The organism is Caballeronia sp. M23-90, assembly GCF_053574605.1.
Map to the genome: position 1 here is coordinate 1 of NZ_JBSIPA010000028.1, position 23,998 is coordinate 23,998.

Annotated in this window: 23 protein-coding genes and 1 pseudogene; 6 read left to right on the plus strand and 18 right to left on the minus strand. The window is 59.1% G+C overall.

Going from position 1 to position 23,998, the window contains the following annotated elements:
- Window positions 1-316 precede the first annotated feature (316 nt).
- The 3 genes from mscL to ACRXB1_RS05150 all read left to right on the plus strand — a co-directional run bounded on the left by mscL (window position 317) and on the right by ACRXB1_RS05150 (window position 2,289).
- Window positions 317-760, plus strand: coding sequence for a large conductance mechanosensitive channel protein MscL (gene mscL, locus ACRXB1_RS05140; RefSeq protein ID WP_062000815.1), 444 nt, complete (start codon window positions 317-319; stop codon window positions 758-760).
- Window positions 761-1,121: 361 nt separating this feature from the next.
- On the plus strand, window positions 1,122-1,610 hold the full coding sequence (locus ACRXB1_RS05145; protein ID WP_061999210.1) for a hypothetical protein: 489 nt from the start codon (window positions 1,122-1,124) through the stop codon (window positions 1,608-1,610).
- Window positions 1,611-2,079: 469 nt separating this feature from the next.
- On the plus strand, window positions 2,080-2,289 hold the full coding sequence (locus ACRXB1_RS05150) for a dodecin (protein ID WP_056353004.1): 210 nt from the start codon (window positions 2,080-2,082) through the stop codon (window positions 2,287-2,289).
- A gap of 82 nt (window positions 2,290-2,371) precedes the next feature.
- On the opposite strand, the gene ACRXB1_RS05155 is transcribed toward ACRXB1_RS05150, so the two are convergent.
- The 4 genes from ACRXB1_RS05155 to ACRXB1_RS05170 all read right to left on the minus strand — a co-directional run bounded on the left by ACRXB1_RS05155 (window position 2,372) and on the right by ACRXB1_RS05170 (window position 7,181).
- Window positions 2,372-3,475 carry a BMP family ABC transporter substrate-binding protein gene (locus ACRXB1_RS05155; RefSeq protein WP_449491341.1) on the minus strand — a complete coding sequence of 368 codons (1,104 nt, stop codon included), beginning with the start codon at window positions 3,473-3,475 and terminating at the stop codon, window positions 2,372-2,374.
- A gap of 62 nt (window positions 3,476-3,537) precedes the next feature.
- Complete coding sequence (locus tag ACRXB1_RS05160) at window positions 3,538-4,467, minus strand: ABC transporter permease (protein ID WP_075357858.1); 930 nt, start codon at window positions 4,465-4,467, stop codon at window positions 3,538-3,540.
- Window positions 4,468-4,485: 18 nt separating this feature from the next.
- A complete protein-coding gene (locus ACRXB1_RS05165; protein ID WP_061999207.1) occupies window positions 4,486-5,592 on the minus strand; it encodes an ABC transporter permease in 1,107 nt (368 codons plus the stop codon).
- Entirely contained in the window at window positions 5,589-7,181 is a 1,593-nt protein-coding gene (locus ACRXB1_RS05170; RefSeq protein ID WP_449491342.1) for an ABC transporter ATP-binding protein, read from the minus strand. Before ACRXB1_RS05170 ends, ACRXB1_RS05165 begins: the two co-directional genes overlap by 4 nt.
- A 292-nt stretch (window positions 7,182-7,473) precedes the next feature.
- Between ACRXB1_RS05170 and ACRXB1_RS05175 the strand changes: the two genes are divergently transcribed.
- Complete coding sequence (locus ACRXB1_RS05175; RefSeq protein WP_056352995.1) at window positions 7,474-8,406, plus strand: LysR substrate-binding domain-containing protein; 933 nt, start codon at window positions 7,474-7,476, stop codon at window positions 8,404-8,406.
- A 15-nt stretch (window positions 8,407-8,421) separates the two neighbouring features.
- On the opposite strand, the gene ACRXB1_RS05180 is transcribed toward ACRXB1_RS05175, so the two are convergent.
- Window positions 8,422-9,792 carry an 8-oxoguanine deaminase gene (locus tag ACRXB1_RS05180; protein WP_449491343.1) on the minus strand — a complete coding sequence of 457 codons (1,371 nt, stop codon included), beginning with the start codon at window positions 9,790-9,792 and terminating at the stop codon, window positions 8,422-8,424.
- Between the two features lie 480 nt (window positions 9,793-10,272).
- On the opposite strand from ACRXB1_RS05180, the gene uraH reads away from it, so the two are divergent.
- Both uraH and ACRXB1_RS05190 read left to right on the plus strand, forming a co-directional pair.
- Window positions 10,273-10,626, plus strand: a complete 354-nt coding sequence (gene uraH / locus ACRXB1_RS05185) for a hydroxyisourate hydrolase (RefSeq protein WP_075357855.1) — start codon at window positions 10,273-10,275, stop codon at window positions 10,624-10,626.
- Window positions 10,627-10,696: 70 nt separating this feature from the next.
- Window positions 10,697-11,890, plus strand: coding sequence for a urate hydroxylase PuuD (locus tag ACRXB1_RS05190; protein ID WP_061999202.1), 1,194 nt, complete (start codon window positions 10,697-10,699; stop codon window positions 11,888-11,890).
- Window positions 11,891-12,424: 534 nt separating this feature from the next.
- On the opposite strand, the gene ACRXB1_RS05195 is transcribed toward ACRXB1_RS05190, so the two are convergent.
- The 13 genes and pseudogenes from ACRXB1_RS05195 to ACRXB1_RS05255 form a co-directional block, all read right to left on the minus strand.
- Window positions 12,425-12,931: an ureidoglycolate lyase gene (locus tag ACRXB1_RS05195; protein WP_449491344.1), complete on the minus strand. Its 507-nt coding sequence runs from the start codon at window positions 12,929-12,931 to the stop codon at window positions 12,425-12,427.
- A gap of 25 nt (window positions 12,932-12,956) precedes the next feature.
- Window positions 12,957-13,967: an allantoicase gene (alc, locus tag ACRXB1_RS05200; RefSeq protein WP_061999201.1), complete on the minus strand. Its 1,011-nt coding sequence runs from the start codon at window positions 13,965-13,967 to the stop codon at window positions 12,957-12,959.
- 37 nt (window positions 13,968-14,004) lie between these two features.
- Window positions 14,005-14,526 carry a 2-oxo-4-hydroxy-4-carboxy-5-ureidoimidazoline decarboxylase gene (uraD, locus tag ACRXB1_RS05205; RefSeq protein ID WP_075357852.1) on the minus strand — a complete coding sequence of 174 codons (522 nt, stop codon included), beginning with the start codon at window positions 14,524-14,526 and terminating at the stop codon, window positions 14,005-14,007.
- Window positions 14,526-15,473, minus strand: a complete 948-nt coding sequence (puuE, locus tag ACRXB1_RS05210; protein WP_075357851.1) for an allantoinase PuuE — start codon at window positions 15,471-15,473, stop codon at window positions 14,526-14,528. Before puuE ends, uraD begins: the two co-directional genes overlap by 1 nt.
- A 181-nt stretch (window positions 15,474-15,654) precedes the next feature.
- Window positions 15,655-16,386, minus strand: a pseudogene (locus ACRXB1_RS05215) (aspartate/glutamate racemase family protein); the annotation flags it as partial.
- 84 nt (window positions 16,387-16,470) lie between these two features.
- Window positions 16,471-17,970: an NCS1 family nucleobase:cation symporter-1 gene (locus ACRXB1_RS05220; protein WP_449491345.1), complete on the minus strand. Its 1,500-nt coding sequence runs from the start codon at window positions 17,968-17,970 to the stop codon at window positions 16,471-16,473.
- A 331-nt stretch (window positions 17,971-18,301) separates the two neighbouring features.
- Entirely contained in the window at window positions 18,302-19,060 is a 759-nt protein-coding gene (locus ACRXB1_RS05225; RefSeq protein ID WP_082771467.1) for a GntR family transcriptional regulator, read from the minus strand.
- A 283-nt stretch (window positions 19,061-19,343) separates the two neighbouring features.
- Window positions 19,344-20,270, minus strand: a complete 927-nt coding sequence (ldcA, locus tag ACRXB1_RS05230; protein ID WP_174362511.1) for a muramoyltetrapeptide carboxypeptidase — start codon at window positions 20,268-20,270, stop codon at window positions 19,344-19,346.
- Window positions 20,267-20,821, minus strand: coding sequence for a tRNA adenosine(34) deaminase TadA (tadA, locus tag ACRXB1_RS05235; RefSeq protein ID WP_375508284.1), 555 nt, complete (start codon window positions 20,819-20,821; stop codon window positions 20,267-20,269). Before tadA ends, ldcA begins: the two co-directional genes overlap by 4 nt.
- Window positions 20,818-21,240 carry a DnaJ family domain-containing protein gene (locus tag ACRXB1_RS05240; protein WP_061999194.1) on the minus strand — a complete coding sequence of 141 codons (423 nt, stop codon included), beginning with the start codon at window positions 21,238-21,240 and terminating at the stop codon, window positions 20,818-20,820. The genes tadA and ACRXB1_RS05240 overlap by 4 nt, the downstream gene beginning before the upstream one ends.
- A 179-nt stretch (window positions 21,241-21,419) precedes the next feature.
- Complete coding sequence (locus ACRXB1_RS05245) at window positions 21,420-22,214, minus strand: ABC transporter ATP-binding protein (protein WP_449491346.1); 795 nt, start codon at window positions 22,212-22,214, stop codon at window positions 21,420-21,422.
- Window positions 22,211-23,071 carry an ABC transporter ATP-binding protein gene (locus ACRXB1_RS05250; protein WP_061999192.1) on the minus strand — a complete coding sequence of 287 codons (861 nt, stop codon included), beginning with the start codon at window positions 23,069-23,071 and terminating at the stop codon, window positions 22,211-22,213. The genes ACRXB1_RS05245 and ACRXB1_RS05250 overlap by 4 nt, the downstream gene beginning before the upstream one ends.
- 1 nt (window position 23,072) lies before the next feature.
- Complete coding sequence (locus ACRXB1_RS05255) at window positions 23,073-23,987, minus strand: ABC transporter permease (protein WP_174362515.1); 915 nt, start codon at window positions 23,985-23,987, stop codon at window positions 23,073-23,075.
- Window positions 23,988-23,998: the final 11 nt, after the last annotated feature.

Here is a 23,998-nt window from a genome sequence, read left to right on the forward strand (position 1 = left end):
TCGAGCGCTACGGCGCGCAGACCGTCGACGATCACGCAGCCTTCGTGCAGGCGATCGCAGCGGGACGCGTAAAGGCGGCGCCCCCGGAAAAATCCTGACGATTGGCTCGACAACTTATTCAGTCCCTATCGCACAAAAAACCGGGGACGGAATTGCAACCGATTCGATATCATTGTCATTATCCGTTTCAATGAATGGTCGCCCGATCAGAACGACTCCAGCTTCCGCGGCGTTTCGGCCATTCGTTTATGGATTTGATTCAATGGCACATCCTTTGCTGCCGATTCTTGTGAACTATTTACGGAGGAAGCGACGCATGAGCATGGTTCAGGAATTCAAGGCCTTCGCCTTAAAAGGCAACGTGATGGATCTGGCGGTCGGTGTGATTATCGGCGGCGCGTTTTCGACCATCGTCAATTCGATCGTGAAGGATCTGATCATGCCGGTCGTCGGACTGGCGACCGGCGGGCTGGACTTCTCCAATTTGTTCATCAAGCTGGGCGAGATTCCACCGTCGTTCAAGGGTAATCCCGGCTCGTACAAGGATTTGCAGACTGCAGGCGTCGCCGTATTTGGCTACGGGTCGTTCATCACGGTACTGATCAACTTCATCATCCTGGCGTTCATCATTTTCCTGATGGTCAAGTTCATCAACAGCCTGCGCAAGAATGAAGCGCCCGCGCCAGCGCCTGCAACGCCTGAAGACGTGCTCCTGCTGCGCGAGATCCGCGACTCCCTCAAGGGTACGCCGCGCGTCTGAGGTGGAACCTGCCACTCACATCCACGATTGATTCAGGCGTGATACATAAAAGCCCGCGATGCTTGCCGCGGGCTTTTTGTTTTGTGCTCGCACTGTTGCGGGGATGCCAGTTCGTGACATTCGCTTGAATTTTCCTCGCGATTTTTGGCGCAGCGGGGTTTCGTAGGTCTATTATTGAGACATGAATGCCATGCGAGCCGCAGCAGGGTTTTCGGCAGAATTCGTGCGGCGCTGCACGACAGGTCGATTGACCCAGGTGCTGCGCCCTTACCCTGAATCGCCGTGAACCCACCACTTCGATGTGCTATAAAAGATCGACGTGTCCAGACAAACGAGCGGCCCGCCAGACGGGAGTGGCCGCATGAGGACGCTGCGTTTTTTGCAATTCTTTTTCAGGCGAATTTTTATGTCCTTCCCGAAAAAGCGTAGACGCGCGAAGGTCGACGGCGATGAGTCCTTCCTCGCCGTGCTCAGGCATTTCAAGCCGTTCGGCCAACTCGATACGAAGATCGCACGTGCTCGCGCCCAGGATGAACCGGTGTTGTATGCACATGTCCTGCCGGGGCTCGATGTACTTCTTTGCAGCGTGCGGGGTGCGCAACCGCCCTATCCAGCAGTGGAGGAATTGCACCGGCGGTGTATTGAGTGCATCACCAATGCGTTGGAACAGCCGATCGATGGGCTCGAGAATGGCGGGTATTGGTATGAGGCTAATGGGTTCGGAATTCTGGTCTTTGCCAGCCGGGCCCGAACGCAGATTTTGAGCGAGTTTGGTGCGACCGCGAGTTCGCGGGTTAGACGTGGGGCCCGCAGGCAGGATGCGGGGGATGCGGCTTCGAGGTTGAGGTAGGGCGGGGGCGGGGTTTGTGCCGGGTTGTTGCTTTTCAGGTCTTCGCGCGTTCCGTCCTGGCTGATCTTTTTCGCACTGTTAGCCACTGTGCGTGGCGGCACTTCATTTCTTTTTCCAACGGCGAAAAAGAAACGAAGCAAAGAAAACGCCTTCCAACCGCTAATTCTTAAGTGTCCCGAGCGTGCACGTTTAACTGTTTGGTTCTTCAGAAGAACGCTCGACGCCGCAATTCAGAACAGTTGAACCCCTCCCCCTCCGTCAACAGATACCCACACGCTTCGCCACCAGTGCCTGTGGCAGTCAAATCGGAAACCCGTATTGCACGTATCAGCATGAGCGCAATAATGTAGATAGCGACAACCCTGCGTCTTGGCGTTATGTTCGCCTTGTTCTAGGCTCAAGACTTGCTGAAACACTTGGGTGCTACTTAGGCCCGCGCAGCGGACAGCGAACAGAACCGGGAGAATCCATGACCGATCACGTCTACAAACAAATCGAGCTGACAGGCTCCTCCACCCAATCCAGCGACGACGCCGTGCGCGTTGCGCTCGAAAAAGCATCGAAGACACTTCGCAACCTTCACTGGTTCCAGGTCACCGAGACCCGCGGCCAGATCGAAAACGGCAAGGTCGCCTACTGGCAAGTCACGCTTAAAGTTGGACTGCGAATCGACGATTAAGATTAATCGCGACGCAGACAACAAAGGCCGCGCTCACACCAGAGCGCGGCCTTTTCATATGACGTTCATATCGACCGGCGACTTATTTCGGCAACGCACCGTCCACGCCCTCAACGTACCAGTTGATTCGCTGCAGTTCCGGATCGCTCAGGTTCTTGCCGGCTTCGATCTTTACCGCACCGGCCTGATCCTTCACAGGTCCCATGAAGACATCCCATTTGCCGCTTTGCAATTCTTCGCGCTTTGCCTGAACCGCCTGCATCGCTTTCGCCGGGACAACGGCCGTATTCATGTCTTCAATATCGACCGCCTTTTGCGGCATGCCCAGCCACACCGGATCGGTCTTGACCTTACCCGCCAGAAGCTCCTCGACCATCATGTTGTAGTACACACCCCAGTGCGATACCACCGACCCCAGATGCGCGCTCGGACCGAACTTCTTCATGTTCGAATCCCAGCCAAATGCATAAACCTTCTTCTCAGCGGCCGTGGCGAGCGTCGCGTTCGAATCGGTGTTTTGCAACAGGACATCGGCACCCTGTCCAATCAGCGTTTCGGCTGCCTGCTTTTCCTTGCCCGGGTCGAACCAGCTATTGATCCAGATGACCTTCGTGTGGATCTTCGGGTTCACCGATCGCGCGCCCAGCGTGTACGCGTTGATGTTGCGGATTACCTCGGGAATCGGCACCGACGCAACGAAGCCCAACGTGTTCGTCTTTGTCACGTAACCGGCAGCCACACCCGCGAGGTATGCGCCCTGATACATGCGGTTGTCGTAGACGCCGAAATTCTTGGCCTTCTTATAGCCCGTCGCGGTCAGGAACGTAATGTCCGGATAATCGCGCGCCACTTTCAGTTCGAAATCCTGATAACCAAAGCTCGTACCCAGGATCACCTTGTTGCCCTTCGCCGCCAGGTCGCGAAACACGCGCTCGGAGTCCGCCGATTCCGGGACGTTTTCCACTCGCGTGATCTTGATCTTGTTGCCGTATTTGGCTTCGATCTCCTTCGTGCCGGCATCGTGCGCAAAGGTCCAGCCTGCATCGCCTGGATTGGAGAGGTAGACGAACGCAATGCCGGGTGCATCGGCGGCCTGCGCCGGGGCGGTCACCATCGTGGCGGAGAGCGCGAGCATCGTGCCCACGGCGCCTGCCGCGCCCAACGTATTCAGCCAGCTTTTCTTCATCGTGATTCTCCTGTCGATGTTGTTTATAAATCGTGGTGCAAAAAATGGGATGGCAAGCACCCTTAGCTCGCCGCGAAAAACGGCTTGCCGAGCGAGGCCGGAGCGTTGAGCTTGATCGTGTTCGGATTGCGCGAGATCAGCACCAGCACGACGATGGTCGCAAGGTACGGCAGCATCGCGAGAAACTGTGTCGGAATCGGTACGCCGATCGCCTGTGCATAGAACTGCAGGGCCATCACGGCGCCGAACAGCAACGCGCCGATCAGCAACCTGCCCGGCCGCCACGTCGCGAATACGACCAGCGCGAGCGCAATCCAGCCGCGCCCGGAGGTCAACTGTTCCTGCCACAAATGCAGGTAGACGATCGAGTAATAACCGCCGGCAATGCCCGCCATGCCGCCGCCGAAAAGCGTCGCTGCGTAACGCACGCCGACCACGGGAAAGCCGACCGAGTGCGCAACCGACGGCGACTCGCCAACCGAGCGCAGCACGAGCCCGGCGCGCGTCTTGTACAGAAACCAGCCGATCACGCCGAACATGATGAACGCGAGATAACCGAGCGGCGTCAGCATGAAAAACGCCGGTCCGATGACGGGAATGGAAGCGAGACCAGGTATCGGCAATACGTCGATGGAAGCGCGCACCGCCGCCGACGTATAAGGCTTGCCGATATACGCCGAAAACCCGATGCCGAAGATCGTCAGCGACAAACCCGTGGCGACCTGATTAGCGAGCATGGTGATGGTGAGGAACGCGAACACGAGCGACATCAGTACGCCCGCGACGATCGCGCCCACGATCCCGAGCCACGGATTGCCGGTGATCGCGGTGACGGCATATCCGGTGACGGCGCCCATCAGCATCATGCCTTCCACGCCGAGGTTCAAAACGCCCGACTTCTCCGCGACAAGCTCGCCCGCGCCGGCGAACATCAGCGGAATGGCCGCGACAACGGCGCTCGATGCAAGCGAACTGGCTTGATTGATGTCCATATGCTTTTATCGACTTATTTATGAATGCGCGTGCGCGACGACCCGGCGGCGCACGCGATAGTTGACGAACAAATCCGCGCCCAAGAGACAAAACAGCAGCAAGCCCTGGAACACGCCGGCGAGCGCTTGCGGCAATTGCAGCGACGTCTGCACCGCTTCGCCACCGAGATACAGCAGCGCCATAAGAAGACTTGCCAGCACGATCCCGACAGGATGCAAGCGCCCGACAAACACAACGATGATCGCCGTAAAGCCGTACCCCGGTGACCACCCGGCCTGCAACTGGCCGATCGGCCCGGCGACCTCGCCCATGCCGGCCAGACCGGCGAGACCACCGCTCAGCAACAGTGAAGTCCAGATGGCTTTTTTATCGGAGAAACCGGCGTAGCGGGCGGCGAGCGGCGCAAGACCGCCCACGTTCATCCGGTATCCCGCGAAGCTCTTCCTCATGAACAACCACACGAGCGGAATCGCGATCACCGTCAGGAACACCGATGCGTTGATCCGCGTTCCCTTCAGCCACGCCCAGCCCCAGTCGCTGTAGAGACGCGGGAATTGGGCGGCATCGCTGAACATGGCCGAGATAGGGAAATTCATGCCTTCCGGATCTCGCCACGGACCGCTCACCAGATAGATCAGCAATTGCGTCGCAACGTACGTGAGCATCAGGCTCGTCAGGATTTCGTTGGTGTTGAAACGGCTCTTGAGCAACGCGGGGATCGCCGCCCAGACCATGCCGCCGATCACCCCGCCGATCATCATCAGCGGGAGGATCCACCAGCCGGTTGCATCGGGGAGATGAATCGCGATACCGCCCGCGACGATCCCGCCAAGCAGCATCTGCCCTTCCGCGCCGATGTTCCAGACGTTCGCCCTGTAGCCAACAGCAAGCCCGAGCGCGATCAGACACAAGGGCGACGCTTTCAGGACAAGCTCGGACCAGCCATTCACGTTCGACAACGGTTCGATGAAAAACCCGTGCATCGCGCGCAAGGGGTCTTGTCCAACCAGCGTAAAAATCAGGAAGCCGATGATCAGCGTCAGCACGGCAGCAACCACCGGCACCGCGAGTTGCATGGCGCGCGACGGCGTAGGCCGCGCTTCGAGTCGGTACGGAAAATTCATGATGTCGATGCCGTGGTGTCGAGGGCGGCGGGTTCGGCGCGGTTGCCATCGAAGAGACCCGCCATGAAGAGGCCGATTTCTTCTGCGTTGGTGAGGCCGGTTTCGCGAACCGGAGAAAGTTTGCCGCGGGCAAGGACGGCGAGGCGGTCGCAGATATCGAAGAGTTCTTCCAGTTCCTCCGATATCACGAGGATCGCCACGCCGCGCGCGGCCAGATCGAGCAGTTGCTGCCTGATGAAGCCGGCTGCGCCGACATCGACGCCCCATGTCGGTTGCGCGACGACGAGCACCTTGGGCTCCTGCAGGATCTCGCGGCCCACGATGAACTTCTGCAAGTTGCCGCCGGACAGGCTTTGCGCGAGCGCGCCGTTGCCGCCGCAGCGGACATCGAAGGCGCTGATGCAACGGTCGGCGAACGCGCGCATGGACTTCGTGCTGATCCAGCCGCCCCGCACCATATGTTCGCGATGCCCGGTCAACAGCGCGTTTTCCGCGAGTGACATGGCCGGCACCGCGCCGCGTCCAAGCCGCTCTTCGGGCACGAAGGCGAAGCCGAGCGCACGCCGGCCACCGGCGCTGTAGCGCGCGGCTGGCTGGCCCACGATAGTGATCGCATCGGGCGCGATGTGTTTATCGCGGATTTCGCCCGAAAGCGCGGCAAGCAACTCGGCTTGTCCATTCCCCGACACCCCAGCGATGCCGAAAATTTCTCCTGCATGCACGGAGAACGAAACGTCCTTGAGCGACGTGCCGAACGGATCGGCACTCGTGACCGACAAATTCCTTACCGCCAATTTCACCTCGCCCGGCGTGTGTTCGCGCCGCGTGTAGTCCGGCAGCGAGTGGCCGACCATCAATTGCGCGAGCGATGCGTGCGTTTCCTTTCTTGGATCGACACTGCCCGTCACACGGCCGCCGCGCATCACCGTCGCGGTCTGGCACAGCGCCTGGATTTCATCGAGCTTGTGACTGATGTAGAGAATGCTGCAGCCTTCGGACGCAAGTCTTCTGAGCACCGTAAAGAGCTTCTTCACCGCTTGCGGCGTCAACACGGACGTCGGTTCGTCCATGATCAAGAGCCGCGGGTTCTGCAACAGGCACCGGACGATCTCGACGCGCTGCCGTTCGCCTACCGCCAGGCTATGCACGTGGCGCTGCGGATCGACATCGAGTCCGTAGTCCGCCGACACCTCGCGGATGCGTTTGCTCAAGGTCTTGAGATCGAATTTATCGTCGAGCGCGAGCGCAATGTTCTCGCCGACGGTCAGCGTATCGAAGAGCGAAAAGTGCTGGAACACCATGCCGATACCCAGCTTTCGCGCCGCTGCCGGACTGCCGATCTCGACCGTCTCGCCGTTCCACTGAATCTCGCCTTCGTCTGGCCGCACGGCGCCGTAGATGATTTTCATCAACGTCGATTTACCGGCGCCGTTCTCGCCGAGCACGGCGTGGATTTCACCGGGTTCGACGACGAGCGTGACGTCGTCGTTCGCCTTGACGGCGGGATATTGCTTGCTGATGCCGCGTAGCGCGAGGCGCGGAACACGCGCACCGCCCGGCTGAATGGAAGAGGAAATAGCGTCGCCCATATGGACTCAGAAAGTGCGGAAATTGCGCAAAACCGGGGTAACCGGTCAGGCGGCAACGGAAACAAGCAGTCTGCGAGGAAAAGATACCCAAAATGGTGCGGGGCGTCGATTGCTCAAAATAGTGCGCGTGATAACGCCACGTTGAAGTCACTTCCAAGCAACAAACGGCTGTTGCAAAGCTTGCAACGAACTTGCTTTCGGGTATGTCTGTCTTGACGCCATAAATGTGTCATATTAAAAACAATATGTCCCGCACCTTGGTCTATCAGCTAGACCGTATATTGGAGAGAACATGAGTCAGCAACGCGAAGCAATCGATACTTACTTGTTACGCGTCCTGCACACCCTTCTCATGGAACGCAGCGTCACACGCGCGGCCGTGAAGTTGAATCAGTCGCAACCCGCCATCAGCGCGGCGCTCCGGCGTCTGCGCGATATCACCGGAGATCCGCTGCTCGTGCGCGGCAAAGCAGGCATGGTCCCGACCGAATACGGTCTGCGCCTGCTCGAACCCACGCAAAACGCACTGCGCGAGATCGAACGCATCAAGGTCCAGCAACATAATTTCGAACCGTCGACTTCGGTGCGGTGTTATCGGATTGGCTGCCCGGATTACCTGAATGTGTTGTTCGTGCCCACCGTGGTCGAGCGCTTTCGCATTGCTGCGCCCAACGCCACGCTCGAATTTCATTCGCTCGGTCCCGCTTTCGACTACGAACTCGCGCTGGAAGAAGGCAAGCTCGACATCGTTGTGGGCAACTGGCCCGAGCCGCCAGAACAACTGCATCTCTCGAATCTTTTTGTCGACAAGATCGTGTGCCTTGTCAGTTCCAATCATCCGTTTGCGCGTCGCGGCGCGCTCACACTCGACCAGTACCTCAACGCGCCGCATCTCGCGCCCACGCCTTATTCCGTGGGCCAGCGCGGTGCGATCGATGTCCATCTGGCACGCGAGCGCCTCAAGCGCCATGTGGTCGTCACGCTGCCCTACTTCAATCTCGCGCCGTACGTGCTGATCAAGTCGGACCTCGTGTTCACGACCACCCGCCTTTTTGCGGATCACTACGCGAAGTTCCTGCCGCTGACCGTGGTGCCCGCTCCGCTCGATTTCCCGCCAATGCAGTATTACCAGTTGTGGCACGAGCGCTGCCATTACTCCGACGAAGTACGGTGGCTGCGTCACCTCGTTGCCGATGCCACGCGCTCGCTGATCGATGTTCCCTGATCCTTTCCCGAGACCCTAGCGGGCCATTTCCATCAGCTTTCCCGCCAGCCGGTTATGACGCTCGACGATCGGACCCAGATCGACGGTCGTCAACTGACCGTGACGCACGACCACCTTTCCATCGATGACACTCGTCGCCACCTGCGACGGCGCGCAGAAAACCAGCGCCGCGACGGGATCGTGCAGCGCGCCGGCGAAAGCGTGATGGCTTAGATCGAACGACACGAAATCCGCGGCCATGCCCGGCGCCAACGCGCCGATATCGTCCCGGCCCAGTACTTTTGCGCCGCCAAGCGTGGCGATCTCCAGGGCTTCGCGCGCGCCCATGGCGTCGGGACCAAACCCCACGCGCTGCAATAACATGGCTTGCCGCACTTCGGCGACCATCTGTGCACCGTCATTCGATGCCGATCCATCCACGCCGATGCCCACGCTCACGCCCGCATCACGCATCGCACGAATTGGCGCAATGCCCGATGCCAGCCGCATGTTCGAACACGGACAGTGCGCCACGCCCGTCCCGGTGCGTCCAAACAATTCGATACCCGCGCGGTCGAGCTGCACACAATGCGCGTGCCACACGTCCGGTCCGACCCAGCCCAGATCCTCGGCGTATTCGGCCGGCGACATGCCGAACTTCTCGCGGCTGTACGTGACGTCATTCACGTTCTCGGCGAGATGCGTGTGCATCGATACCCCATACTCCCGCGCCAGTACAGCCGAATCGCGCATCAACTCGCGGCTCACCGAAAACGGCGAGCATGGCGCCACGACGACGCGCAGCATCGCGTAACGGCCTTTGTCGTTATATGTCGCGATCAGGCGCTGCGTGTCTTTCAGGATCGCGTCTTCTTTCTCGACCACCGAATCCGGCGGCAATCCGCCGTCTTTTTGCCCGACGCTCATGCTGCCGCGCGCCGCATGAAAACGCATGCCAATTTGCTGCGCCGACGCAATGCTGTCATCGAGCCGCGCGCCGTTCGGGTAAATGTAGAGGTGATCGCTCGACGTCGTGCAGCCCGAGAGCAGCAACTCGGCCATGGCGGTGAGCGTCGATACCTCGATCATTTCCGGCGTCAGGTTCGCCCAGATTTTGTAGAGGCTCGTGAGCCAGCCGAACAACTCGGCGTTCTGCGCTGCCGGCACGGCCCGCGTCAGGCTCTGGTACATATGGTGATGGGTGTTGACGAGACCCGGAATCACCAGATGGCCCGCCATGTCCAGCACTTCGTCTGCGTCCTGCGGCAACTCGCTCGTCGGCCCAACGGCCACGATCCGGTTGCCTTCGATAAACAATCCGCCGTCGCGAATCTCACGCCGTGCGTCGTCCATGGTCACGAGCACCTGCGCATTCTTTACCAGCAAGGTTTTTTGCTTCTGTTGCATATTGATCTCCGCTGCTTCACTGTTTTCCGAGGGCGCGAAGATAACACTCGACTTCGCGTATTCACCCGGTTACCCAGCGTCGATCGCCGTCTTCGGGATGCCAGCCAGCCGCGCTGTGCAAGGCCTCACTGTCACAAGCCAAAAAGCCCCTGACAATGCGAACGCCGCCATAGTTGTCTTCACAGACTCAATATGATGGTGAATTTTGGCGCAGGTAGCATCGGCGGGAAGCGATGAAAAAGGGTTGGAACGCATGGCCGTTCTCGCCCGCAATGCAGGGTTTTCGCTCATGTGCTGCGGATTATCTTGCTTATCGCGGGCGTTATGATCACGGCAACTTTTTACAATGCTGAACACGGCGCGCATCCACTCACGCCGACGGGTATGTAGCCACGATTGTGGAGCCTCGATCCGCCGCTGAAGTCTGTTCCAGACGGTTCGATGCGCAGCCGCTCCTCGCACACTACAAGGACAACGCGAATGGGCAAGCTAACAACCCACGTACTCGATACCGCGCACGGCCGTCCCGGCGCCGGCATCAAAGTCGAACTCTTCGTTCTTGCCGGTGAAACCCGGCGTTCACTTCTCACCACCCAAACCAACTCCGACGGGCGTTGCGACGCTCCGTTGCTTCAGGACGATGCATTCGTCACAGGCGAATACGAGCTCGTGTTCCACGCAGGCGATTATTTCGCTGCCAGTGGCGTGACGCTGCCCGAGCCTCGATTCGTGGATCGCGTGGTGCTGCGTTTCGGTGTGGCCGATGCCACCTCGCACTATCACGTGCCGCTGCTTGTATCGCCATGGGCTTACAGCACGTATCGCGGAAGCTGAGGTTGATCGGAGTTTTGCTCAAGAGCTGGCCTTTGAGGCTTGATTAAAGAATTCGTGGTGGAGACGTTTCATGCAAGGTTTTATTGTTGACTGGCTTAATCTCGCGTTGCGCTGGCTGCATGTGATTGTGGCGATTGCGTGGATTGGCGAGTCCTTCTATTTCGTGGCGCTCGATAACAGCCTGAAACCGGCGAAGGATCCTGCCGCGACGAAGCGCGGCGTATTCGGCGAATTGTGGCACGTACATGGCGGCGGGTTTTACAACATGCAGAAGTACACCGTCGCGCCGGAGAACATGCCCGAGGATTTGCACTGGTCGAAGTGGCCTTCGTACACCACGTGGATGTCCGGCTTCGGGCTCTTCATGGTGTTGTATCTGTTCTCGCCGAGCACGTATCTCATCGATAAAAACGTGCTCGACATGGGGCCGGTCGTTGCCGTTTCGTCAGCGCTGGGTTTCCTGCTTGCGGGCTGGATTGTTTATGACTCGCTGTGCCGCCTGCTCGGGAATCGCGACCGGTTGCTGGGCATCTGTGTTGGCGCTTACGTGATCATCGCGGCGTGGTTGGCATGTCATGTGTTCGCTGGACGCGCCGCTTATCTGATTACCGGCGCGACGCTTGCCACGATCATGTCGGCGAACGTGTTTTTCGTGATCATCCCCGGCCAGCGCAAGATGGTCGATGCCATGCTCAAGGGCCAGGTGCCCAATGCCATTTATGGCAAGCGCGGCAAGCAGCGTTCGGTGCACAACACCTATTTCACGTTGCCGGTGGTGTTCGTGATGCTGTCGAATCACTACGCGATGACTTACACGCATCCGTATAACTGGGCCGTGTTGCTGATCATCATGCTGGCCGGTGCGCTGATTCGGCAGTTCTTTGTGATGCGGCATCGTGGGCAGGTGTTGTGGTATTTGCCTGTGATTGGCGTGTTGCTGATGTTCGGTGCGTTTGCGTGGACCATGCCGAAGGCTGTGCCGACTGTTGCGCCAGTGGCGGGTGCGCCGGTTGTGCGGGTTGCCGATATTGAGCCGATCCTGCAGCAGCGTTGCGCGACCTGTCATGCTGCACATCCCACGATGATGGGCGCCGCGCCCGCAGGGGTTTTGCTTGATACGCCGGACGCTATTTCGATGAACGCGCAACGGGTCTATCAGCAGGCTGTGGTGCTAAAAGCGATGCCGCTTGGGAACGTCACGCAGATGACCGATGCCGAACGGGCCAAGATCGCTGCTTGGTTTCAAGGCGGGGCTTTGAAGTAATTTTCGTTCGCACTGGTTTGGTATGTTGCGCGGGGCCTGGACGGCTGATGGCAGTAGCTCGGTGCTCGGTTATGCCGGGTTGCTGCTGTCCAGGTTCTCGCGCGGTTTGTCTTGGCTGATTTCTTGAACACTATTAGCCACTGTCCGTGGCGGGACTTCATTTCTTTTTCCAACGGCGAAAAAGAAACGAAGCAAAGAAAACGCCTCTCAACCGATGGCTCATAAGTGTCCCGAGCGTGCAGTTCCAATCTGTTTGGTTGTTCAGAAGAACGCTCGACGCCATAACCACCGACACTTGAACCCCTCCCCCTCCGAACTCTTACATCCACACGCTTCGCCACCAGTGGTCTCGGGCTAGTTCCAATGCACATAGGACTTGGTATGACCGAATCCTTCGTTTGCGATCTATGGCTTGATCAAATGTTCGCTTAGTTAGCTGAGCCTCTGAAACACCTTCAAACAAATCCAGTAAAGCAAAAAGCAGCGGCACGGGTTGAACCGGCTCGCTGCTTTTCGTTCACGCAAATACTCTAGTCAGGTACGACCGAAGTCCTCGTCCATCAACCAGAGCGATTCTTCCAGTTGCTGCTCATTGAGGTTGACCCCATCCCCACCACGATCAACCACGATGAAGTCGCTCACTTCATCAAGTGCAATCAACGGGTGATGCCAGACTCCTTTCGCGTAATTCACGCCCTGCCACCCGCGCGTCACAAACGCGCGAATAGCAGAAGGTTTCAACTCGCCAGCCGGCGCCACCACAACCAGGTACGGGCGATCGTTGAGCGGCACAAACGCCTGACTTCCCAAAGGATGCCGCTCAAGCATCGATACCTCGAACGGCAGCACCCGCGGCTGCCCGCGGAACAGGTTCACCAGCGTCCGTCCACCTTCGTCTTCCACATCGATACGAGCCAGATCATGGAAGCGCATCGTCGTCCCGAGGTTGATCGGGATCTGCTTCGCGCCCTCGAGCTCGATGACTTCGCCGAACGGCTCGAAGGCTGCCTTGGTCAACGGTTCAACTGCCAACTTTTTCATCGCAGGACCTGCTTCATCATGAACTTCACGCCAGCGTGCCGAACAAGCGCAACCGCGATACGCCACCATCCGGATAAATGTTGAACCGCACGTGCGTGACAGGGCCCAGTGCAGCAATCTCTGATTCAAACCCGTGCTGCTTGTCCATCTGCAACTTCTGCTCGCCAAGCAGCACCGGCCAGAACATAGCCTGCGTAACGAGCGAACTGTCGGTTCCACCCGTCACATACGCGGCCTGCAGCGAACACCGGTCAGGATAATTGCCCTTGAAATGCGCGGTATCGACTTCGATTTTCTTGATCACGCCCGGCTGCGCCAACGCCACGATGCACCAGTCGTTGCCCGGCTCACGACGACGCCGCGTTTCCCAGCCATCGCCCATGTTCACGCCGCGGCCCGGCATCAGCAAGGTCGACGCCAAGCCGAAATGCTGATTGTTCGTGCCAACCAGATACGCGCCATTTTCCATGGCAGCGAGATCGAACAATTCGCTGCGGCTCGCACTGCTCCAGTCGAGCTGCGGCTGACCATAGACGCGCAACCGGGCAATACCGCCATCGGGATATATGTTCACGCGCAAATGCGTGAACGGTTGTTCGTTCGCGACATCCACGTAGTGATGCGTGTTGCCCTGCAACGTCATGGACGGCACGACCTCGGTCCACTTCGTCGATTGATTCGGCGCGCCATCGGCTACATGCGCGCCTTCAATGGACGCCGCCGGCGGGAAGTTGCCGGTGAAGTGGCTCGTGTCGATATCGAACCCCTTGATCACGCCCGGCCGCGCCAGTTTCACCACACACCAGTCGTAACCACTCACGCGCTTGCGGCGCGTTTCCCAGCCGTCCATCCACTTGCCGTTATCGTCGAATTTGCCCACGATGAAAACAGCCGGCTCCGGATTCAACATGCGCTCTTTGGGCGCAAAAAAATCGTCGCTGGCTTCGAGCGCCTGCGCGCCAAGCCGCGGGTCCGCGAGGTTCACATAACGGCGCGTGAATTCGGGAGCGTTGGGATCGAGTGTCGGAATGGACATGAGGTTCCTTGTATGAGTTGAAGGCGGCGCGCGGACATCAGGCGACGATCAGATCGTCGAGCCTGAAGCGCGCTATCCGGTAGATTTGCTGCAGACTTTCGCGCAACTCGACATCGCGGCTGTTATTCAGCCGCGCCTGGAAGTTCGCGATGATGCCGTGACGATCAAACCCGCGCACGGCCAAGATAAAAGGAAAACCGAACTTCTCACGATAGCCTGAGTTGAGCGCCTGCAAGGTGTCGAACTCTTCCTGCGTGCACAGATCGAGGCCCGCACCGCTTTGCTCACGCGTGGACTCGTGCGTGAGTTCGCCACGCACCGCAGCCTTGCCCGCAAGCTCGGGGTGAGCGTTGATCAACGCAAGCTGACGCGCGTCGCCGGCGTTATCGACTATGGATGCCATGGTTTTATAAAGCGCATCGACGCTCGCAAAGGGTCTCTTCGCCACCGCCTCTTCCGCGACCCAGCGCGAGTGTTCGAAGATGCCGGACAGCGCGCCAACGAAATCGTCCGCGTTCACGGCGTTAAGCTGTTCTAGTGTCATTCGTGCAGTCGTCATCACGCGCTCGCTCCTGCCGTACCTTCATACGGGTGATGTTCACGCCAGTGGCGCGCAATGTCCACGCGGCGCGTGACCCACACGCGGTCATATTGTTCGATGTGGTCAAGGAACCTCTGCAGCGCGCGAAAGCGCCCGGGACGCCCGAGCAATCTGCAATGCATGCCGATGGACAGCATCTTCGGCGCCTCGCTGCCTTCTTCGTAGAGCACGTCGAATGCATCGCGCAGGTACACGAAGAATTGTTCCGCCGTGTTGAAACCCTGCGGCGTGGCGAAGCGCATGTCGTTGGTATCGAGCGTATAGGGAACGATCAGTTGCGGCGTTTTTGCGCCGCCGCTTACTTCCACGTCCATCCAGAACGGCAGGTCGTCGCCGTAATAATCCGAGTCGTAGAGAAAGCCGCCGTGCTCCGCTACCAGTCTGTGCGTATTGGGACTGTCACGTCCCGTGTACCAGCCAAGCGGTTTAACGCCCGTTACGCGCTCGATGGCTTCCATGCCCAGACGCATATGCTCCGCTTCCTTCTCGGGCGACATATCCTGATAGTGGATCCATCGATATCCATGGCACGCAATTTCATGCCCCAGCTCGACGAATGCACGTCCCAGATCCGGATGACGTTCAATCGCCATGCCAACGCCAAACACGGTCAGCGGCAAGCCGCGCTTTTCGAACTCGCGAAGAATGCGCCACACGCCCGCCCGCGACCCGTATTCATAGATGGATTCCATGCTCATGTGACGCGACGGGTAAGCAGCCGCACCCACGATCTCCGACAAAAATTGCTCGGATGCCGGATCGCCGTGCAGAACACAGTTCTCTCCGCCCTCTTCGTAATTCAGCACGAATTGCACGGCGATGCGCGCGTTCCCGGGCCAGTTCGGCTGCACGGGATGCCGGCCATAGCCGATCAGGTCGCGTGGATAATTCGATTGGTTCGACATGGCTGGATCAGTGCGTGAAAGTCGATGGGGCCGCGCACGGTGCCTAAGGACCCTGCATTGGACCCTGCGCGACGATAGTCCAGTTTAGCGAAAACGCATCGCCGCGCCCATATTCATACGCAGATATTGCGGGTCAGGTGACAGGTATGTTCTGCGCACGCCACCAGGGTCATTTGACTCATTCAGGACTATAAGCCGCGAGGGCGCCGTCGTATTGTTTAGCCAAGGGGCGCGCATAATCGCCGCGCTTGGCAGTTTTAAGCCTTAGCGAAATTAACGCCTCCGCCCATTTGACCGCAGTCGTCACGCCCTCGATTACCGGCGCGCCAATTGCATCTTCAATCTCGCGACAAAACTCTGCCATGCCGGCGCACCCCAGGACGATGGATTCCGCGCCATCTTCCGCTAACGCCTTGCGACATTCATCGATGATGATTGCGCGCGCTTCGGAACCTGGAATGTCGAGATCGAGCACGGCGACATCGGTTGCGCGCACGTTCTTGCAAAAGCGCTTCATACCGTATCGCTCGGCCAGATGCCACGACATCGTGCATGTGCGCCTGAGCGTTGTCACAACAGAAAAGCTCGGCGCAATCACGCTTGCTGCATGCATTGCCGCTTCGGCTATCCCTATGACAGGACCGCTTGCGAGTTCGCGCGCCGCGTAAAGGCCGGGGTCGCCAAAGCACGCAATGACATAACCATCCATGCCCTCTTTCTCGCCCTTTTCTATTTCCTGCAGCAAGGCCAGCGTTGCAAGCGCCTCATCGTAATAGCCTTCAATGGACGGTGGTCCCATCGACGCGCTGACCGAGATGACTTCCGTCCCATCCGATGCCACCTCTCTAGCGCAGCGATCCATTGCGCGTGTCATGCGTTCGGTCGTATTTGGATTGATCAGTTTGATGCGCATTTATACCTTCTTCCTTGAGCGTACGGAAAGCACCAGTGAAATCACGTTCATGCCACGCTACACCATGCGTGGCATGAATTTTTTTCAGGAAAAATTCGACACTGATTTCTTGTCCGCGATGATCCAGTAAAACAAGGCGCCCAATCCCGCGCCAATGAACCACGAGAAGTTTGCCGAACCCTGCAACGCCGGGATCATCACGCATGCGACCGCAATCGCAGCAGCCGGCAACAAGGCCGATACCGCGCGCCAGTTCACGCCATTGGTGTACCAGTAACGTCCTGTTTCAGAGGTCGTGTACAACTCTTCCACCTTGAACTTGCCGCGCTTCATCAAGTAGAAGTCCACGATCAGCACGCCATACAACGGTCCGATAAAACTGCCCAGTACATCGAGCGTGTAATGGATCACGGCGGGGTTGTTGAAGAGGTTCCATGGCGTGATGAAAATCGACGCCACCGCCGCCATCATTCCGCCCATCCGCCAGCTGATCAGACGTGGTGCAACATTCGAAAAATCGAAAGCCGGCGAAACAAAGTTTGCGACGATGTTGATACCAATGGTCGCTATCGTGAAAGTCAAAGCGCCGAGGATGACGGCCGTCGGTTGATCGATGCGGCCCACGGTTTCGACGGGGTCGGTAATCAGTTGACCGAACACCGGCAAGGTCGCGGCGGTCGTCACGACGGTGACCAGCGAGAACGCGAGAAAGTTGACCGGCAATCCCCAAAAGTTGCCGCGCTTCACGCTCTTATAGCTTTTGCAGTATCGCGAGAAGTCGCCGAAATTGAGCATCGGTCCGGAGAAGTAGGACACGACCAACGAGATCGCCGTAATCATGACCGGCACCACTTCCATGCCGTGATACTTGACCCCGCCCAGGTTCAATCCGATATTGCGCCAACCCGCACGCCACACCATGTAACCGGCAAGAATGAACATCACGATGTACACCGCCGGCCCCGCGAAGTCGATGAACTTCTTGATCATCTCCATGCCGCGCCAGAACACGACGGCTTGCAGGACCCACAGCAGCATGAACCCGGCCCAGCCCAACGCGGACAAGCCCGCAAAGCCGTGATTGTGGACATCGGCGTAAGGCATCCATTGCGGCATGAATTTCAGCAACACGATCACGAGCGCGCTGGAAGCAAGGAACGTCTGGATGCCATACCACGCAACTGCGATCAGCCCGCGAATCACGGCGGGAAGGTTCGCGCCCAGCACGCCGAAGGTCGCGCGGCAGGCAACCGGATAAGGCACACCGGCCTGTTGACTCGGCTTGGCGATCAGGTTGCAAAGTACATTGACGATACCGATTCCAACCAGCAACGAAACCAGCACTTGCCAGCTTGTCAGGCCCAACGCGAACAGACTTCCTGCGAAAACATAACCGCCTACGCTGTGCACGTCCGACATCCAGAAAGCGAAGATGTTGTATGCGCCCCAGGTCTGGTGCTTGAGCGGCGCGAGGTCGTCGTTATAAAGACGATCGCTATATCCAGCCGGATATTCTGGATCGCGGTCCGAATCTTCGTAAGGGGGTATTGCAGCACTGCCAGGGGTCGCACTGAACTGAACCATGACTTCTCCTTGAATGAACTCGGCAATGGCGCCGCTTAAGATCGTCGTTGAGGTCGTCAACTTCTACGGCTTCGTTGTATGGCTACACGGCGCCTTCGCACAGGTTCGCGCGCGGCGTTCTTTTGATCGATTCATTTAGCAGTCCAAACGCATACAGACGTTGCGCGGACGCAATTCAACACTTCAACACGCGCACAAAAGCGCATGCATCCAGGAAAAGGCACGGTCAAGTCACGCATTCGTTCAATGCGGACCTTAAGATTCACTCGACTTTCAATTAAGGCTTATCGCGGCGCGCCCATGCTTAAGGTCGCGCGGCAACACACTTCTTTCAAGCGCTCTTTTCGCGCTCGGCGGACTTCGGTTTGGCGAAGACTTCATGCAGATCGACTGCGCCGCGAGCGGGCCGGTCGAGCATTTTCATTTCCACGTCCTGCAAGTGACGCGCCATCAGTTCGGCGGCTTTGGGCGCGTCGCCGGCGTCGAGTGCGGCCAGGATTTCCTCATGATCCTCAAAGCTGCAGGAGCTCCGGCCAAGCGACTCATACAACGCCGATATCAGCGTGGAGCGCGCCACCAGCCCCGACAGGCATTCGCACAAGACAGTGTTGCCGGTAAGCTGCGCGAGCTCCTTGTGAAACTCGCCTGACAACCTTATCCACGATGAAAAATCGCGGCTTTCATATGCTTTGCGTTCACGTCCGATCGTCGCGCTGATCGACTTCAGCCTGCGCGTGCCGTGTCCGCTGCAAATGCGCTCGACCACGGCCATCTCGACGATGCGCCGCATCTCGAACACTTCATGGACCTCTTGCACCGACGGACTCGCGACAAATGCGCCCCGGTTCGGCTCGAGATCGACCAGACGCTCGCTCGCGAGTTGCGCCAGCGCCTGGCGCACCGTACCGCGCTTTACATCGAATACTTCGCACAACTGCGCTTCTGTCAGCTTGGCCGCAGGCGCGAGACGATGTTCGAGGATCGCATCACGGATGTTTGCCGCGATCGATTCGGCCGTAGCCGCAGCAGCCGGAACCGCATTGCCAATGACGCTTACCTTCGATAAAGCTTTCATTTTGTCTTCGGACATGATCGCGTTCGCCTGTATGTGTTGCATCTTATGACGGACATAAAAACTGTCAACAATTTCTCGTGAAATTCGGTCGCCTGCGGGAGGTCACGCTACTCAAAAGCAGTCCAGAGGCCTGCAGATGAAGGCTCGGGAGGCCTTATCAGGTAAATCCCTCACTCCGTGCGTCCCCAATATTGTCAACAATATTGGGCACAAAACCCGTGCAAATTTGCCCAAATCCAGTGCGTTCAAATGAAAAAAGCGCCCGACTGGGCGCTTTTCAGCTGACCTTCGAACGTAGTCAGGACAAATGCGGGTAATCCGAAAGCTTCATACTGAAACCACTTGGTCTCGCGACCAGATGCGCAGTCGCGCCAAAAGGCAAGGTCAGCAAATCCGGCACGTGTCCGAACTGCAACCCGGTCACGACCGGAATCGCGACCAGCGATCGAACCTGCTCGACCATCGTCTCGAACGTGTATCCGTTGTCGTATTCCGAGAGTTTGGCGCTCGTGAACTGACCCAGTACGACGGCTTGCTGCCGCGCAAGAATCCCGGACAAATGAAGCTGATAAATCATTCGTTCAACGCGAAACGGATGCTCGTTGACGTCTTCGAGAAACAGGATCCCGCCCTCGACAGGTGGCATGTACGGTGTGCCGATCAACGAAGCGATCATCGCGAGATTGCCGCCCCAGAGCATGCCGGTGACATCGGCGGATTGCGCTTGGTGGACGTCACTCGTCACCGTGAAAGATCGCTTCGTGATCGCTTCCCAGAAGTGATCCATCGTGAATGCGCTCAGCGCTTCAGCACCAAAATCGGCAGTGAGCATCGGCCCGCCGAAAGTCTTGATGCCGGCGCGGGCGAACAACGCAAGCTGGAGGGCCGTAAAGTCGCTATGGCCGACCATCACCACGGGCTGATCACGCAAGCGGCGTTGCAAACCGTCGTAGTCGAGACCATGAAGTATGCGCGACGCACCGTAACCACCTCGCACTGCCAGCACGATTTCAGGCAAAGGCCGCGACGGATCGGCAAGCCGGTTGATATCCGCTGCGCGCTCGCTATCCGTACCGCCAAACCGTTGGTACCGGCGCCACGCGGACGACGCATTCTCGAGCGTATGTCCCTGCTCCTGCAGACGCGCGATCGCGCGTTCAACCGGCTCCAGAGCAGGATAACCAGAAGGTGCAACGAGATCGATGGTGCGTGCGCGAAGGGTCATGGGCGAGGTAAAATTGGATCGGCGGGATCAGGCGTGGCGGCGTTGCGGGCATCGCGTGCCGCCTTGGTTTCGCGCCGGCGTTCGGCGAAGAAACTGCGCAGCGCGTTGGCGCATTCGTCGCCGAGCACACCGCCGGTAACGGTCGTGTGATGGTTCAGGTTGCCGATGGCAAATGCATCGACGACACTGCCGCACGCGCCGGTCTTGGGATCGTGCGCGCCGAACACCACGCGCGCGATGCGTGCATGCATGATTGCGCCGGCGCACATGATGCAGGGTTCGAGCGTGACGTACAGCTCGCAACCGGGCAAGCGGTAGTTTTCGAGTGCGATGGAAGCGGCGCGCAACGCAGCCATTTCAGCATGCGCCGATGGATCGTGTGCGCCAATAGGATGATTGAAACCGGTCGAGATGACTTCGTCGCCGCGTACCAGCACCGCACCCACAGGCACTTCGCCCAGCGCACGCGCTTTTTCGGCGGCGGCCTGGGCAAGCGCCATGAACCGACGGTCACGCTCGTCCGGGGATGCAGGCTCGGAAACGGCTGTCACTTCTGCCCGGCCTGATCGTGCGTGGCAACGTCTGCGGTCTTTTCCTGCTCCGACCAGCGCTCGGACAGACGCTCCGCAATGCGCCGCCGATATTCGAGCGGCACCACCGTGCAATTGCCGCGCAGCGATTCAAGGGCCATGTCGAGCGCGAGCATCTTGGCTTGCAGCTTGAGACGTGTCGCCGGATCTTCCGCAACGCCTGTTTCGTTTTGCAGATCACGCAACGCGCGCAGATGTTCGACAGCAGGAGGCACGAAACCGGCGTTTTTCATAATGCGGTTGGCAACACGCACTTCTTCGGGAACCAGGGCGTCGTCGTCGAACTCGAGGGGCTCGCCCGCGCCAGGCAGATTATCGAACTCACCGCGCGCGGCTGCGGCCGAAATTCGCTGTTCGACCAGGGCATCTAGCAGTTTCATCGGCGTTTTGGGTGTCGGCGACCGGCTTGTCGAATGTCATTCTTAAACATGTTCGATAAAGCGGATCGAGCCGGACTGTCACGTTTTGAGGGTTACGCTTCGCGGTAGCGGGGAAAAGCCGGCCGCGTGCATAGCCGCGCAGGCGATCCCGGCGTCACACGCTTCGGGGATGCCACCAGCTAATCTCCCATTCTATCAGGCGCTCCGGGTCGGGCTGAATCCTCCGTTCTTCGCGTATAACCTTGCGTTGCGAGCAACAGGCTTCGTGTGTACTCATGCGCCACGGTTTGCTCGCGCACCGCTTCGACCGAAAGCTGCTCGACGATATCGCCATCGCGCATCACCGCCACCCGCTGGCATAAAAATCCGACCACCGCCATGTTGTGACTGACGAGGATCATCGTGAGATTGCGTTCGCGATGCAGCCGCCGCAGCAGATTCAGGATTTCCGCCTGCACCGATACATCGAGCGCGGACGTAGGTTCATCGAGGAGCAGCACGCGCGGCTCCACAATCAACGCGCGTGCGATTGCCACGCGCTGACGCTGCCCGCCCGACAATTGATGCGCGTACCGGAAGCGAAATGCCGGGCCGAGACCAACCTCGCGCAACGCATCCAGGATGCGTTCGTCCTGGCGATCCATGCCGTTGATCGACAGCGGTTCGCGCAATGTCTGGTCGACCGTGAAGCGCGGATAAAGCGAGCCGTACGGGTCTTGAAACACCATCTGCACTTCGCGCCTGAACGTGCGGTCGACGCGCTCACCGAGGACGTGCCGGCCGATCCGCATCGAACCGCCTGCAATGGGCACGAGTCCGGTCAGCGCGCGAAGCACTGTCGACTTGCCCGAGCCCGATTCGCCCACAAGTCCGAAGACTTCGCCTTCGTTCACGTGAAAGGTCGCTGCGCGCACGGCATCGGCGAAACCGGTTTTGGTCTTGAAGCGTACCTGCACCGCGTTTGCATCGATCATCGCGCGGCCTCGGCGAACCATGCAGCGTCGCGTTGCAATACCGGCAACTGGTCCGGCGGGTTGCGCAGCGGTGGGCTCGCTGCAAGCAAAGCACGCGTGTACGGGTGCTGCGCATTCGCGAGATCACGCGCCGCGCACGTCTCGACCACGCGGCCGCCGACCATCACCATCACGCGGTCGCAGAACGACATCACGAGCGGCAAGTCGTGGCTGATGAAGATCAGACCGGTGTCGTGCTTCGCGATCATTTCGTCGAGCACCGAGAGCACTTGCATGGAAACCAGGACGTCGAGCGCGCTGGTGGGTTCATCGGCGATAAGCAGTTTGGGCCCCGACGAGACCATCATCGCGATCATCACGCGCTGGCCCATGCCGCCTGAGAGCTCGTGCGGATAAGCGTCGGCAACCCGCTCCGGATCGCGGATATGCACGGCAGCAAGCGCTTCGACAATGCGCTTGCGCATTGCCTTCCCACTAAGCCTCGGCGATTGCCGCCCGAATGCCTCGCGCATTTGCTGCGCGACGGTCATCACGGGATTGAGCGAATACTTCGGATCCTGCAGGATCATGCTCATCTGCGTGCCGCACAGACGGCGCCGGTCTTTGGCGCTCAAGGCAAGCAGGTTGTGATTGTCGAGGCGCATTGCGTCGGCCGACCATCGTGCAGATGTTGGCAGAAGTCCGAGCAGCGCGCGTCCTGTCAGCGACTTTCCCGATCCCGATTCACCGACGATACCAAGGCGTTCGCCCTTTGCCAGCGTAAGTGAAATGCCTCGCACGGCTTCGGTCAGCGTGCCGTCGTGGGCTGCGAACGCAATGCGCAGGTTATCGATTTCGCAGAGGGTATCAGCGTGCATGTCAGCCTCCTTGACGGGGATCGAAGACGTCGCGCAGGCCATCGCCGAGCAGGTTGAAAGCAAGGCTCACCAACAAGATGGCGATGCCCGGGATGGTCGCGACCCACCAGGCGTCCAGCAGCACGCCGCGCCCAGACGCCACCATGAAGCCCCATTCCGGACTGGGCGGCTGCGCGCCGAGCCCGAGGAAACCGAGCCCCGCGACAGTCAAGATGATGCCCGCCATGTCGAGCGTCGCACGCACGATCACGGACGACGAGCACATCGGCACGATATAACGCAACAAGATCCGCATGGACGACGCCCCTTGCAGGCGCGCGACATGGATGAAGTCGGCCTGGACGAGCCGAAGCGTTTCGGCACGAGCAAGACGCGCATACGGCGGCCATGCAGTGATCGATATCGCGATGACCGCGTTGATCACGCCCGGTCCGAGCGCTGCGGCAAACGCGAGCGCCAGCACGATCTTCGGAAACGCGAGCGCGATGTCGGTGAGACGCATGAGAATGGTATCGACGAAACCGCCGCAAAAGCCTGCCGCCGTGCCGATCAGCAAACCGACGGGCACGACCAGCACGACCACCAGAATAGCGATGCTCAACGTCAGTCGCGATCCGATCACAAGGCGCGCGAGAATGTCGCGCCCAAGTTGATCGGTGCCGAACCAATGCGAAAGCGAACCCGGCGGCAGCAAGCGATCACCCAGTACCTGACGCAACGGATCGTGCAGCGGAAGCCACGGACCGATTGCAGCGAACAGGATCAGCAAGAGCAAAATTGCAAGGCCGAACACGCTCAGTGGGTTGCTCGCGAACCGTGTCCATCGCCTGTATGCCAATCCGAGCGCGGCTTGCCTGCGGGACGCGGGCGTGTCCGTCAAGAGCCACGCCTGCCATTCCTTGCGCGGTTTCGTCATTCGAGTGGAAT

What these genes read in the sequence shown, in the direction of transcription:
- mscL (WP_062000815.1), top strand. Translation starts at nt 317, where the DNA reads ATGAGCATGGTTCAGGAATTCAAGGCCTTCGCCTTAAAAGGCAACGTG.
- ACRXB1_RS05145 (WP_061999210.1), top strand. Translation starts at nt 1,122, where the DNA reads ATGAGGACGCTGCGTTTTTTGCAATTCTTTTTCAGGCGAATTTTTATG.
- ACRXB1_RS05150 (WP_056353004.1), top strand. Translation starts at nt 2,080, where the DNA reads ATGACCGATCACGTCTACAAACAAATCGAGCTGACAGGCTCCTCCACC.
- ACRXB1_RS05155 (WP_449491341.1), bottom strand. Translation starts at nt 3,475, where the DNA reads ATGAAGAAAAGCTGGCTGAATACGTTGGGCGCGGCAGGCGCCGTGGGC.
- ACRXB1_RS05160 (WP_075357858.1), bottom strand. Translation starts at nt 4,467, where the DNA reads ATGGACATCAATCAAGCCAGTTCGCTTGCATCGAGCGCCGTTGTCGCG.
- ACRXB1_RS05165 (WP_061999207.1), bottom strand. Translation starts at nt 5,592, where the DNA reads ATGAATTTTCCGTACCGACTCGAAGCGCGGCCTACGCCGTCGCGCGCC.
- ACRXB1_RS05170 (WP_449491342.1), bottom strand. Translation starts at nt 7,181, where the DNA reads ATGGGCGACGCTATTTCCTCTTCCATTCAGCCGGGCGGTGCGCGTGTT.
- ACRXB1_RS05175 (WP_056352995.1), top strand. Translation starts at nt 7,474, where the DNA reads ATGAGTCAGCAACGCGAAGCAATCGATACTTACTTGTTACGCGTCCTG.
- ACRXB1_RS05180 (WP_449491343.1), bottom strand. Translation starts at nt 9,792, where the DNA reads ATGCAACAGAAGCAAAAAACCTTGCTGGTAAAGAATGCGCAGGTGCTC.
- uraH (WP_075357855.1), top strand. Translation starts at nt 10,273, where the DNA reads ATGGGCAAGCTAACAACCCACGTACTCGATACCGCGCACGGCCGTCCC.
- ACRXB1_RS05190 (WP_061999202.1), top strand. Translation starts at nt 10,697, where the DNA reads ATGCAAGGTTTTATTGTTGACTGGCTTAATCTCGCGTTGCGCTGGCTG.
- ACRXB1_RS05195 (WP_449491344.1), bottom strand. Translation starts at nt 12,931, where the DNA reads ATGAAAAAGTTGGCAGTTGAACCGTTGACCAAGGCAGCCTTCGAGCCG.
- alc (WP_061999201.1), bottom strand. Translation starts at nt 13,967, where the DNA reads ATGTCCATTCCGACACTCGATCCCAACGCTCCCGAATTCACGCGCCGT.
- uraD (WP_075357852.1), bottom strand. Translation starts at nt 14,526, where the DNA reads ATGACGACTGCACGAATGACACTAGAACAGCTTAACGCCGTGAACGCG.
- puuE (WP_075357851.1), bottom strand. Translation starts at nt 15,473, where the DNA reads ATGTCGAACCAATCGAATTATCCACGCGACCTGATCGGCTATGGCCGG.
- ACRXB1_RS05220 (WP_449491345.1), bottom strand. Translation starts at nt 17,970, where the DNA reads ATGGTTCAGTTCAGTGCGACCCCTGGCAGTGCTGCAATACCCCCTTAC.
- ACRXB1_RS05225 (WP_082771467.1), bottom strand. Translation starts at nt 19,060, where the DNA reads ATGTCCGAAGACAAAATGAAAGCTTTATCGAAGGTAAGCGTCATTGGC.
- ldcA (WP_174362511.1), bottom strand. Translation starts at nt 20,270, where the DNA reads ATGACCCTTCGCGCACGCACCATCGATCTCGTTGCACCTTCTGGTTAT.
- ACRXB1_RS05240 (WP_061999194.1), bottom strand. Translation starts at nt 21,240, where the DNA reads ATGAAACTGCTAGATGCCCTGGTCGAACAGCGAATTTCGGCCGCAGCC.
- ACRXB1_RS05245 (WP_449491346.1), bottom strand. Translation starts at nt 22,214, where the DNA reads ATGATCGATGCAAACGCGGTGCAGGTACGCTTCAAGACCAAAACCGGT.
- ACRXB1_RS05250 (WP_061999192.1), bottom strand. Translation starts at nt 23,071, where the DNA reads ATGCACGCTGATACCCTCTGCGAAATCGATAACCTGCGCATTGCGTTC.
- ACRXB1_RS05255 (WP_174362515.1), bottom strand. Translation starts at nt 23,987, where the DNA reads ATGACGAAACCGCGCAAGGAATGGCAGGCGTGGCTCTTGACGGACACG.